An 11,622-nucleotide genomic window follows, 5' to 3' on the forward strand; every position below is an offset into this window, starting at 1 on the left:
CTTTAAAGCCTTTATGGCTACATTTTTATAATTTCACCACGAAGTGGTGCCATTCTAGAGAGAATATCGTTTTGCAAACTATGGCTAATGTTCTGCTCATTCATTGCATTTATAAGTAAATCAACCACATGATTAAAGTCTTTCTCTGTAATATGCATACCTGTATGGATTGCTACCATAGAGTCGCCATCGTATGTACATGGGCCTTCTACTAACATACACATATGAGTAATAAACCCTTGGCGAAAGTACGCTATATTGCTGTGTTCAAAGTAATGAATTATCTGCTCGTCATTACCTATTTGATAGATAAAGCTATCAACAATTCTGCCTATCCCCGCTTTACCATCGAGCTTTTGATAAAGCGATAATTGTGTTGAGCTAGCACAACTACAAAGCAATCCTACGCATACTATAAAAATACCAACGCTTTTCATTACCAATACCCTGTTACCGATAAATACCAACCTGTTTGATCGTCAGCCCCTGCAATGCTTCCTAAATCAAGGTAAGCCGCTGTCACACTTACGTGCTTATTAGGCATCCATGCTACAAATAAGTCTTTCCAATCTTGTTCGCCTAAGTTTAAGTTATTTGATTTTTGACGATACTCAACACCTACGGCTACTTCACGACTAAAAAATAGTGCTGTGCTGCCTTCAAATAGCACTTTACCACTACCATTTTCTCCACCGTAGCCAAGCAAACCAAGTTGATTAGCTTCGCTGTATCGTGTAGTTACGTTCCAAAACCAGTTATAACCAGCAATGGCCCCTAAATGTAATTTACTAGCAGCGAGGTAGTAGTCAGTGCCGCTAGTATCTTCTGCGCCTACAAGTGTTGCAATACTGCCATCATCCAGTGATTTATGCTGAATACCTAAGCTAAGTTGTGGCCAATCACTGTAAACAATATCACCATATAAACGTATTTTAGCACCTGTAATTGATTGCTCTATTTCAGCATCAAGTGCTGGTACATCAAAGCGCTGTTGGGCATAACTGAGCTCAACACGATTAAATAAATTAAGTTGTGCACCACATACGTCAAGTGTGTAGTCAGTTACATCTGCGCGGCTACAAAAGCCATTTACCGAAAATTCATCATCACTTGCGTACCCAGCAAGTTGTGCCCACGGTACAATACCGCCGCCGCCACTGCCTTCAATTTGAGAAACTCCCGGCGTAGCTAGCAGTTTTCCATTGCTTGCAATGCTCGGTACACTAATTATTAAAAACAAACTTGCTAATAAGTATTTAATTTTTTTCATAGTATTCCTCCAGCCATTCTTCTAATAGTTCTGCTTTTAAAGGCCTACTTAAGTAATAGCCTTGTGCATGGTCACACTGCATACCTCTAAGTAAATTTAATGAGCCAAGTGTTTCAACCCCCTCAGCTACAACCGAGAAACCTAGCTGATGCCCCAACGTAATTGATGATTGCACTATAAATTGATCTTTTTGCGATTCATCAAGTTTTAGGATAAAGCACTTATCTAGCTTAAGCTCATCAATCGGTAACATTTTTAATCGACCAAGTGATGTTTGCCCTACACCATAATCATCTAATGATATTTTAACGCCAATTGCCTTTAGGTTTTCGAGCGCTTTAATACCTTTTTCTTCGTTTTCGATCATATCGCGCTCAGTAAGCTCAATAGTAATCAGCTTAGGATCTACTTTGTACTTTTTAAGCGTACGAACTAATGCAGCATGAAAGCCCGGAAATGCTATATCTTGCGCAGATACATTTATTGCAGCCTGTAAGTTTATATTTTTAGACTGCCAATCCGCTACTTGTGCTACAACCGTATTAACAACCCACCCTGTAAGCTCAACAATAAGGCCCGACTGCTCAGCTAAGTCAATAAACAGTTCAGGATTAACCCAACTACCATCTTTTCGCTGCCAGCGAATAAGCGACTCAACTTTATCTATTTTTTGCGTTTTCATGTGTAATTTTGGCTGATAGGTCATAAATAGCTGACCATCATCATCACTAATTGCCTGCTTTAATTCATCAAGCATTATTAAGCGCTCTAAGTGCGCCTCGTCTTCACCATTTTGATAATAATGTATGCTCTCTTGTGTGTTTGCAGCACTTTCAACAGCAATTAGCACGCGGCGCATTAAGTCATCACTTGCAATTCCTTGCGTAGGATACTGCACAATGCCCGCACTAAAGCGTAAGTTAATTTTTAGTTTTTGAATGGTGTAGCACGCTTGTAATTGTGCCATTAAGCCAACAATACCGCTTTTGTGTTCGCGCGCTGCCGCAGTCGGAAACACAGTTAAAAACTCATCCCCGCCAATACGAGCATGAAAGCCCCCTAACTCATCCGAAAACTCACTTATTCTGCAAGCAACCGCCTTTAGGCAGTCATCACCAATGCGCGGACCGAGCTTATCGTTTATATGGCGAAGACCCTTTATGTCTATTGCAACGAGCGTGTACTCGGCTGATGAATCTAACTCATCATCAAGCACCTCAAGCATGGCTGAGCGGTTATAAAAGCCTGTTAAGGAGTCGTGTCTGGCTTGAAAGCTAATTTGTTGCTCGCGCTGATTAATATCATTACCCATGCTATCAAACGCTGCGACTAGCGTGTCTATTTCGGTACTTTGCCTTCGCCCTTTAAATTCAAAAGCATAATTACCTTGTGCAAATTGCCTTGCTATTACAGCTAGTTGAGTAAGTGGCGTAGTTAAATTATTTGCAAATATGCTGCTCGTAATAACACCTACAAACATAGTTAAAATAGCTAAAATAATAAGTGTAAAAAGAAGTTTTTCGAAGTCACTATAACTTTGTGTTAAATCGGCGCTCAGTAAAATAATTATAGGATGGGTCAACAACGACGGTAAATCTATATCTCGGTTACGATACACCAAATACTCACCAAAAAAACGCGAAGTGGTTACGGTACTAAAATAGCTAACAGGTTCAAATTGCTCAGGGCGATTAGCTAATGAACTAATAACAATATCGTCAGCGCTACCTATAAAGCTCACATCCATGCCTGTTAAGCTTTTTAGTTCATGGGCTACATTGTCATCAATTTTAAAGCCCACCAAACTATAGGCCACTGTACGTGGCGCTCTTACGGGTAATAAAATAATTTGGTAAAGCTCGTTATTAAGCACCACAAAACTAGACTCTTCTGGCGCACTTAAAAGCTCTTCCATTAACGGCTTTAAGTTATGTGCAAAAGCGTCTTCGTCAGTATTGGCGGAAATAAGCCTACCCGATAAATCAAGTAGCAGCATTAATTCGGCATCAATACGCTGACTATGATTAAACAACACACTGCTTATTGTCCCGGCATCTCGCGTTGCTACAGCTTGCTTAAAACCAAAGTCGGAGGTGAGTACTTTCGCAGCAGTTAGTAGTAGGCTTTCTTTTGATTTTAAATATTGCTTATAAACATTTTGCGCTACGGTAATGTCTTGATTTACTTTTTCTTCTTGAAACTTACTCGTAGACCACCAAAAACTAAACAAGCTGACCATAGTGGTTAATAACACTAAGCCAACACATAAAATGGTTATGCGATTTCGTAAACTATTAGTCATTACCAGCCTTAAACTTACTACCAAAAGTATTTCTAGGTGCTGGGGTCGATGTGTTTACTGTTATCTGTAACTTTTTTTGAGAATTGATTGTTATAATTTTTTTATTCTCCAATGGCGCTGTTTGTAAAGGGTGCCACACACTCACTTGTGCAGGCAGTATATTAATAGGCAAACTAACATAGCCTTTTTTATCTGTTTTATATACGGATTCACTACTCGCTACATAGATATAGCCAACCATAGAGTCATGAATATTACACCCTAAAACAACAACCCCTTGTTGCTCAAACGTAATGGGCTCTTTTGGTTGGCCTGAATATAATCTTAGTTGAAAAGGCTTAGCTTGTGAAAAAGAATAAACATGATGGCGAATATTATCGCTGTTAGGAAAATTAACTTTTTGACCCTGTTGTACAACTAATAATTCGGGTAAAAACTGCTTATGGACTTGATCCATTATAGCAATGGGCAAATTTGATGGTGTGGCTTGTTTACCAGCAATATTAAGCTCAACCACTGCACCTGATAACTTTTGGCCGTGTTGATCTTCTATTACTAATTCAATATTCGCACTTAAAGCAAACTGACTAAAAAACAAACCTATAGCTAAAAAGTAATGACTTTTAGCAAACTTTTGCAATGCCCGTTCAAACATAACAATACCTAAACATTAATGTTAGGTTAAGTTAATTAGAGACGAGCGCTAATTGCAAGAATTATAGCCCAGTAACTAAAAATAAAGACTTAGTTACTGGCTTTATTAGCACTTAAGTGCTGTTATTTAACAATTAATCCGTAATCGTTATCTAAAATAGTAATAACTTCTTGGCGAGGATCTTCAGGGATTACGATATCTCTGCCAACAATTTTACTCGCTATGCCAACATAGGTATTTGACACTTCAAGCATTACTGATTCTGGTAAAATATAATCTTTAGCTAACTGCTCACGCTCACTCATGCGATCTTTATTTAATAATACGTCACTCTCTGGCACATTATTAATAAGCAATTGTCGAAAACCCTCTTTAGAATTTTCAACAATTTTACCGCCTTTGTAAGCTGCTTCATCCCAAATACGTGACGAATCAGGCGTGCCTACTTCATCAATATATATAAGCTGTTGCGCGCCATTTAAATCCTCTACATAACCAAACTCAAATTTAGTATCTACAAAAATTTGGTCAAGCTTAGCTAGTTCATCACTAATTAATTTAAAACCTTCAACTAACAGTTTTTCGTATTTAGTTACATCATCTGCCGATTTAAAGTTAAATACGTCTAAGTTATTAGTAATATTAGCGCGAGTAATATTTACATCATCAACAGGTGGAATATCAGCAACGCCTTCAATAATACCTTTTGTTGACGGCGTAATTAAAACGTTATCAAGCTTTTGGTTCGCTTTTAAACCCTCTGGTAATTCAATACCACAAAAGTTACGTATGCCTTTAGCGTAGTCACGCCACATGCTACCCGTAATATATTGGCGAGCAATTGCCTCTACTTTTACTGTACTGGCTTTGCGTACAATCCACACATACGGATGCGGAATATCAACAATATGATTACCCGCAAGGCCTGCTTTATCAAATAACTTAAACCAATGGGCTGCCACTGAGTTTAACGCTATACCTTTACCTGGTACGCCATTTAAGCCATTTTCACCTTGCCAAATGCAATCAAATGCAGAAATTCGGTCTGAAATAACCATAATCGCAAGCTCAGTACCTGTCGGTACTTGGTAGCCTTTGTCTTTAATTAATCGTGCGCTGTCTTCATCAGTTAACCAATAAACCGAACGAACTTTACCGCTGTGTACTTCACCTTTGGTACGAATGGGTAAATCATCGTTTACGTCTAAAACTTTATAGCTAGTCATGCTATCTCCGGGGTTAGGGATGCTCTTTGAGCAAAGTATGGTATGGGGTTATATGGATTGTATAATAATCTAGCCGACCTCAAAGCTCAATCGGATGCTTAAAACAAATAAAGGCATATATTTATAAGCGAGTCGCAATGGGGTAAACTTAATGTGCCAACCAGCCTGAGGAGATAGCTTGAACTACTTAACTGCCACTAAAAATAAAAAATACTTAATGTATATTTCTCAGAATTATTCATACGCTATCTTGAGACCTTTGCAGGCTGCAGTACTAGCTAATGGTGGCGAAGTGCGCTGGTTTTTAGCGGGTAACGAAGTAAACCCCGATTTTTTAACCACAAACGAGCAGCGTTTACATACCATAAAAGATGTTAAAAGCTGGGCTCCAAACATTACATTTATACCGGGCAATATAATTCCTAATTTTATTCCTGGTAAAAAAGTGGCTGTATTTCACGGGTTCAATTCAGGAAAATTAAATCGGAAAGGGCAAGAGGATCACTTTAACATTCGTGGTTGTTACGATTTATATTGTACGCAAGGCCCAAATACAACAACCCGATTTAAAGAGCTAGCTAAGCAGCATGGTTTCTTTAAAGTAACTGAAACTGGCTGGCCAACACTCGATCCACTTTTTAGTAATACTTCAAATAATCCTTATGTAAGCGACGACCCTCGCCCTACTTTACTTATATGCTCTACTTTCTCACGAAAGCTGTCACTTGCTCCTAAATTATATGAGCAAATAAAACATTTTAGTGAACAAGGTAAGTGGCGTATTTTGATGCAGTTTCATCCTAAAATGCCTGCCGAATGGGTTAATAAATATAAAGCGCTGAGTAACGAAAATCTAACATTTATTGAAACCGATAACGTTTTGCCGTTACTGCAAGCTGCCGATGTTATGCTGTGCGATACATCGTCAGTTCTTTTAATGTTTTTACTACTACGTAAACCGGTAGTCACGTTTTGTAATCAAAAACCACTTCCTCATTTACTTGATATTACCGACGCAGATGAAGTAGAAGCAGCTATTGAACACGCGCTTACTAAACCTAGTGATTTAATGCAAAATATTAAAAGCTATTGCCAGGAACTTCATCCATACACCGATGGCCAATCTAGCCAGCGCGTATTAAATGCAGCTAATGAATTTTTACAAAGTAACGATAAACTAAAACCCAAGCCACTAAATATAATAAGACAGCTAAAAATGCGCAAAGATCTAAACTACTGGGGTTGGTAACAAGATAATGATCAACCTAAAAAACGTAACTTTTAAGTGGCATAAAAGCGATAGCACACCCACGCTCAACATAAAAGAGTTAGTTATAGAAAAAGGTGAGCATATTTTTTTACACGGTGCTAGTGGCTCAGGTAAATCGACATTGTTAGCTATTCTTGCTGGTATTAATACAGCCACCAGCGGTGAGGTATCAATTTTAGACCAAAACCTAACTACATTAAGCAATACTACCCGTGATGTTTTTAGAGCGGATCACATTGGCTACATTTTTCAAAACTTTAACTTGCTTCCTTATTTAACTCCTATTGAAAATATAACGCTTGGGTGTGAGTTTTCAAAAAGTCGAAAACAAAAAATATTAAAGCAATCATCAAATAAAAACTCTGCCTTACAAAAAGAAGCGATGCGGTTATTAAATGCTTTAGGCCTTACTGCGCAGTATCACCATAAAGATGTAGCGACATTGAGTATTGGACAGCAACAGCGCGTTGCTGCAGCTCGCGCATTTATAGGCAGCCCTGAATTAATAATTGCTGATGAGCCCACATCTGCACTCGATACAAATAACCGTGAGAGCTTTATAAAGCTACTGTTTGAACAAGCAAAGTTATCTAATAGTACGCTGGTATTTGTGAGCCACGATGAAACACTAAAGCCTTTATTTGACCGCTCCATTGACCTTATAAGCTTGCAGGAACAAGTATGATTCTCGCTAAACTTGCTTACAAAAGCTTATTAAACCGCCGCGCAAGTGTACTGCTTACATTATTTACTATCGCAATTAGTGTAATGTTACTTTTAAGTATTGAGCGTGTACGAATTGATGCTAAAAGTAGTTTTAGTAATACTATTTCGGGCACTGATTTAATTGTTGGTGCGCGTACCGGCGACATACAGTTGCTGCTTTCGTCAGTATTTAGAATTGGCCATACTAATAACGGCGTAAGCTGGAAAAGTTATGAATACATAACAAGTCAGCGAGGCGTAAAATGGAGCATACCTATAAGCCTAGGCGACAGCCATAAAGGTCAAGCGGTACTAGGCACAACACTTGATTACTTTAGCCATTATCGCTTTGCAAAAAAACAAAACTTAACCTTTAACAAAGGCCACCCTTTTGCTGCAATTAACGAAGTGGTGCTAGGTAGTGAAGTTGCAAATAAATTAGGTTATAAACTTAACGACTCTATTGTTATATCGCACGGTATGGGGAACACCAGTTTTCATCATCATTACGATAACCCATTTAAAGTCGTCGGTATTTTAAACCCTACTGGCACGCCTGTTGATAAAACGCTGCATATTCCTTTGGCTGCAATCGATTTAATTCACGGCGGTAAAGCGAGCCTTGAGCATGAGCATGACGACCTAGTTGGGCATCCAAAACAAATTACAGCATTTTTAATGGGATTCAAATCGCCTTTATACACGCTACAAATTAGGCGCAATATAAATCAATATAAGCCAGAAGCCCTGCTTGGGATTATGCCAACCGTAACACTTAAAGAGTTATGGGAAATGCTCGCCATAGTAGAAAAAATACTTTTGCTATTCTCAGCTGTTGTCGTGTTAATTAGCCTACTTGGCATGCTAACGACATTGCTCGCAAATTTAAGTCAGCGTCGTCGCGAACTTGCTATATTACGTTCGGTAGGCGCTCGCCCTTGGCATTTATTTACACTAATAAGTATTGAGTCACTACTGACCACTTTACTTGGTTGCCTAGCAGGTAGTGTGCTTTACTATTTAGCTATTTTTTCAGCCGGCGGTTACTTACAAAGCCATGCCGGTATAAGCGTAAATATCACAATACTCTCTTACTATGAACTGGGCTTAATCGGCGTTATTATGGTAGCCGGTTTTATTATTGGCTTAATACCCGCTACTCGCGCTTATTTTTATTCACTCAGCGATGGTATGAGTATAAAAGCATAATTTTTAGGGATTTTATGACATTTTTTAAAACAGCTTTTCAGTACATTGCTGCTATTGGCTTATTATTTATAAGCGTAGCGAGTTATGCTAATCCACCAAAAGAAATTTTTTGGGAAGACTTAATCCCTAAAAACCACGTGCAAATAGACACTCAAGCACAAGCTAATCACGAAGGTAGTGATCAAAACTGGGTGCAACCCGATTTAGATGCTCCAGTGGTAAAGGCACTTGATGGCCAATCGGTGAGTTTGCCTGGTTTTGTTGTGCCACTTGAGGGCGATAGCGAAGTAATTACCGAGTTTTTACTCGTTCCTTATTTTGGCGCCTGTATACACGTACCACCACCACCGCCAAATCAAATAGTCCATGTAACAATTAAAGGTGGAGTACCAATAGATAGCCTATACGACGCAATTGTTGTAACTGGAATAATAAGTACACAAACGTGGTCGGGCGAAATCGCGCAGGTAGGATATAAAATGAAAGCGGTCGGTGTAGCACCGTTTGAGCTTTAAAATTAAGGGCCCGCTTTTAAAGCTGGCCCTTAAATCTCATTAAATTTAGAATCGATAAAATTTACATAACTAAATATTCAAATAACTAGATAACTAGATAACTACTTTTGGCAATTTGAGCAAAAAATAGTACTGCGCTGCCCCAATCTAATTTCTTCTAATTCGTTTTCACACGTCATACATGGCTTGCCTTTGCGCCCATATACTAATAACTCTTGAGCAAAATACCCTGGTTTACCATCACTTTGTGCAAAGTCTTTAAGCGTTGTACCACCTTGTATTATAGCCGCAGCAAGCGTGTCCTTTATAATAGGGATAAGTGCTTGATAACGTTTGAGCGATACTTTTCCCGCTTCTCGCTTTGGATGTATACCCGCTTTAAATAACGATTCATTCGCGTAAATATTACCAACTCCAACAACCACTGCGTTATCCATAATAAACTGCTTTACGGGTACTTTTTTATTGCGCGATTGTTCGTACACGCGTTTAGCAAAAAAGTCATCGGTAAGCGGCTCAGGGCCAAGCTTAGAGAGTAGCTTATGCACTTCACCTGGCTCTTGCCATAAGCAGCAACCAAAGCGACGAGGATCGTTTAAGCGCAGTGCTTTACCGTTGCCAAAAATAAACTCTACATGGTCATGCTTTTTAAGCGGCTCACTTTTATCTACAACACGTAAATTACCTGACATACCCAAATGTAAAATAGTGCTCCCAAGCTCACAGTGTAAAAGTAAGTATTTAGCTCGTCGTTCAATACTAGTAACAATTAGCCCTTCAAGCTGATACACGTCATCAGGCACTGGCCAGCGCATACTGGCATTGTAAATATTTACCTTAGTAACTACTTGGTTTTGTACGTGGGGAGTGATGCCCATTCGGCTCACTTCTACCTCTGGTAATTCAGGCATTAATTAGACTCACTTTATGAAAAATCAAAACTAGGAAATAACTGCTGTGCAGTTTTTAAATCGAGTGCGAGTATTCGTTGGCTACTCTTTTCGAGTAAGTAATATTGCCCATCGCCTTTATAAAGCAAATAAACCCAAGGTAAACTCTCGCCAGCCAACTCAAATGCAGCAACATATAAAGGCTCATTAGGATTAAAAACAACAGATTCGTTAACGCCCATTAACTGCGCGCTTTGCCACTGATTAATTAAATCACTAAGTTGCTGCTCAGAGGCTTGCCACACAAGCGGTATGTCTTTTTGTAGTGGGGTTGTACGCCAGCTTGTTCCTATTCGCTCAATTTTTTGATCAACAAATTGCAGTGTCAGTACAAAACTTTGCTGGGGGAGTACGGCTTGTAATGTTGGTTTATCCTCCCCTCCCAAAAGTTGCTTATGCCAGCCATTTAAGAAGAAGATCATAATCAACATCGAAAATATTATAACGTTGTTCCAACCTTTACGGCCCAGTCGCATATTAATACACCTAGTAAATTCAAGATTTTAAAGTGTAACTAAAACTTAATTGCGCTGTCTATATGTTAAAGGCCGCAGACTTTGTTAGAATATCGGCAAATTTAAAGGAGTTCCGTCAATGTCTATGTATGTAGTGGGCCATAAAATCCCAGATTCAGATTCTATTTGTGGTGCAATTGCACTGGCTTATTTAAAAAACCAAATCGATGAGCCAGCAATTCCAACTCGTCTTGGTGAAATATCACCTGAAACTCAATTTATCCTTGATAAATTTGGCTTCGAAGCACCAGAGCTTAAATTAAGCTACGCGGGTGAAGATGTGTATATTGTAGATCACACAGAAAAAACACAAGCACCCGATGATATCGACCAAGCTCGCGTTGTTGGCGTGGTAGATCACCACAAATTAGGTGACTTAACATCATCTACTCCGCTTGAATGTTGGATTCGTCCTGTTGGTTGTTCAAACACCATTATTAAAATGATGTACGACTTCTACAGCGTAGAAATCCCTAAAGACATCGCGGGTATTATGATGTGTGCAATTTTAAGCGACACAGTCATATTTAAATCACCAACATGTACCACTGCCGATATTAAATGTGTTGAAGCGCTAGCTGAAATTGCAGGCGTAGAAGACTTTAAAGAATTGGGTATGGATATGTTTCGCGTTAAATCTGCGGTAGAAGACACACCAGCACGTGATTTAGTAATGCGCGACTTTAAAGATTTCAACATGAACGGTAACCTAGTAGGGATTGGCCAACTAGAAGTAATCGACCTTGCTGTTTTTGACGATATTAAAGCAGACCTTGCAGCCGATATTGCTAAGCTAAAAGTTGAGGGTAATCGCCACTCTGTATTTTTACTGCTTACCGATATAATGAAAGAAGGCTCAGAAATGCTAATTGTATCTGACGATGCAAACTTAGTTGAGCAGGCTTACGGTGTAAAACCAGAGAATGATAAAGTATGGTTAGATGGTGTACTAAGCCGTAAAAAGCAAGTTGTACCACCACTACAAGATGCATTCACAAAAATATA

General features: G+C 39.0%; 12 protein-coding genes. 5 read left to right on the forward strand and 7 right to left on the reverse strand.

The window, feature by feature from the left end:
- Positions 1–17: 17 nt before the first annotated feature.
- The 5 genes from CXF89_RS12560 to CXF89_RS12580 all read right to left on the reverse strand — a co-directional run bounded on the left by CXF89_RS12560 (position 18) and on the right by CXF89_RS12580 (position 5,453).
- Complete coding sequence (locus CXF89_RS12560) at positions 18–437, reverse strand: group I truncated hemoglobin (protein WP_007581961.1); 420 nt, start codon at positions 435–437, stop codon at positions 18–20.
- Entirely contained in the window at positions 437–1,270 is an 834-nt protein-coding gene (locus CXF89_RS12565) for a DUF3034 family protein (RefSeq protein WP_007581959.1), read from the reverse strand. Before CXF89_RS12565 ends, CXF89_RS12560 begins: the two co-directional genes overlap by 1 nt.
- Positions 1,257–3,572: a bifunctional diguanylate cyclase/phosphodiesterase gene (locus tag CXF89_RS12570; RefSeq protein ID WP_121954788.1), complete on the reverse strand. Its 2,316-nt coding sequence runs from the start codon at positions 3,570–3,572 to the stop codon at positions 1,257–1,259. Before CXF89_RS12570 ends, CXF89_RS12565 begins: the two co-directional genes overlap by 14 nt.
- Positions 3,565–4,227 carry a methylamine utilization protein gene (locus CXF89_RS12575; protein ID WP_121954789.1) on the reverse strand — a complete coding sequence of 221 codons (663 nt, stop codon included), beginning with the start codon at positions 4,225–4,227 and terminating at the stop codon, positions 3,565–3,567. Before CXF89_RS12575 ends, CXF89_RS12570 begins: the two co-directional genes overlap by 8 nt.
- A gap of 122 nt (positions 4,228–4,349) precedes the next feature.
- Positions 4,350–5,453, reverse strand: a complete 1,104-nt coding sequence (locus CXF89_RS12580; protein ID WP_121954790.1) for a phosphoribosylaminoimidazolesuccinocarboxamide synthase — start codon at positions 5,451–5,453, stop codon at positions 4,350–4,352.
- A gap of 178 nt (positions 5,454–5,631) precedes the next feature.
- Here CXF89_RS12580 and CXF89_RS12585 point away from each other — a divergent pair, with 178 nt between their 5' ends.
- Genes CXF89_RS12585 through CXF89_RS12600 form a run of 4 tightly spaced genes read left to right on the forward strand, consistent with a single transcriptional unit; the run spans position 5,632 to position 9,152 of the window.
- The gene (locus CXF89_RS12585) at positions 5,632–6,702 is read left to right on the forward strand and encodes a CDP-glycerol glycerophosphotransferase family protein (RefSeq protein ID WP_121954791.1); all 1,071 of its coding nucleotides are present in this window, start codon (positions 5,632–5,634) and stop codon (positions 6,700–6,702) included.
- Positions 6,703–6,709: 7 nt separating this feature from the next.
- Positions 6,710–7,408 (forward strand): ABC transporter ATP-binding protein, encoded by a 699-nt coding sequence (locus CXF89_RS12590; protein WP_121954792.1) that lies wholly within the window; start codon positions 6,710–6,712, stop codon positions 7,406–7,408.
- Complete coding sequence (locus tag CXF89_RS12595) at positions 7,405–8,637, forward strand: ABC transporter permease (protein WP_121954793.1); 1,233 nt, start codon at positions 7,405–7,407, stop codon at positions 8,635–8,637. Before CXF89_RS12590 ends, CXF89_RS12595 begins: the two co-directional genes overlap by 4 nt.
- Before the next feature lie 14 nt (positions 8,638–8,651).
- On the forward strand, positions 8,652–9,152 hold the full coding sequence (locus tag CXF89_RS12600; RefSeq protein WP_121954794.1) for a DUF3299 domain-containing protein: 501 nt from the start codon (positions 8,652–8,654) through the stop codon (positions 9,150–9,152).
- Between the two features lie 101 nt (positions 9,153–9,253).
- On the opposite strand, the gene mutM is transcribed toward CXF89_RS12600, so the two are convergent.
- Both mutM and CXF89_RS12610 read right to left on the reverse strand, forming a co-directional pair.
- Positions 9,254–10,063, reverse strand: coding sequence for a bifunctional DNA-formamidopyrimidine glycosylase/DNA-(apurinic or apyrimidinic site) lyase (gene mutM, locus CXF89_RS12605; RefSeq protein ID WP_121954795.1), 810 nt, complete (start codon positions 10,061–10,063; stop codon positions 9,254–9,256).
- 14 nt (positions 10,064–10,077) lie between these two features.
- Entirely contained in the window at positions 10,078–10,578 is a 501-nt protein-coding gene (locus CXF89_RS12610; protein ID WP_121954796.1) for a hypothetical protein, read from the reverse strand.
- Between the two features lie 118 nt (positions 10,579–10,696).
- Between CXF89_RS12610 and CXF89_RS12615 the strand changes: the two genes are divergently transcribed.
- A partial coding sequence (locus CXF89_RS12615) for a manganese-dependent inorganic pyrophosphatase (protein ID WP_007581938.1) occupies positions 10,697–11,622 on the forward strand: 926 nt, incomplete at its 3' end.

This window comes from Pseudoalteromonas sp. MelDa3, from assembly GCF_002863625.1.
Taxonomy (GTDB): domain Bacteria; phylum Pseudomonadota; class Gammaproteobacteria; order Enterobacterales; family Alteromonadaceae; genus Pseudoalteromonas; species Pseudoalteromonas arctica.

Excerpts from the sequence above, each read along its gene's own strand:
- CXF89_RS12560 (WP_007581961.1), bottom strand. The coding sequence starts at position 437 with ATGAAAAGCGTTGGTATTTTTATAGTATGCGTAGGATTGCTTTGTAGT.
- CXF89_RS12565 (WP_007581959.1), bottom strand. The coding sequence starts at position 1,270 with ATGAAAAAAATTAAATACTTATTAGCAAGTTTGTTTTTAATAATTAGT.
- CXF89_RS12570 (WP_121954788.1), bottom strand. The coding sequence starts at position 3,572 with ATGACTAATAGTTTACGAAATCGCATAACCATTTTATGTGTTGGCTTA.
- CXF89_RS12575 (WP_121954789.1), bottom strand. The coding sequence starts at position 4,227 with ATGTTTGAACGGGCATTGCAAAAGTTTGCTAAAAGTCATTACTTTTTA.
- CXF89_RS12580 (WP_121954790.1), bottom strand. The coding sequence starts at position 5,453 with ATGACTAGCTATAAAGTTTTAGACGTAAACGATGATTTACCCATTCGT.
- CXF89_RS12590 (WP_121954792.1), top strand. The coding sequence starts at position 6,710 with ATGATCAACCTAAAAAACGTAACTTTTAAGTGGCATAAAAGCGATAGC.
- CXF89_RS12595 (WP_121954793.1), top strand. The coding sequence starts at position 7,405 with ATGATTCTCGCTAAACTTGCTTACAAAAGCTTATTAAACCGCCGCGCA.
- CXF89_RS12600 (WP_121954794.1), top strand. The coding sequence starts at position 8,652 with ATGACATTTTTTAAAACAGCTTTTCAGTACATTGCTGCTATTGGCTTA.
- mutM (WP_121954795.1), bottom strand. The coding sequence starts at position 10,063 with ATGCCTGAATTACCAGAGGTAGAAGTGAGCCGAATGGGCATCACTCCC.
- CXF89_RS12610 (WP_121954796.1), bottom strand. The coding sequence starts at position 10,578 with ATGCGACTGGGCCGTAAAGGTTGGAACAACGTTATAATATTTTCGATG.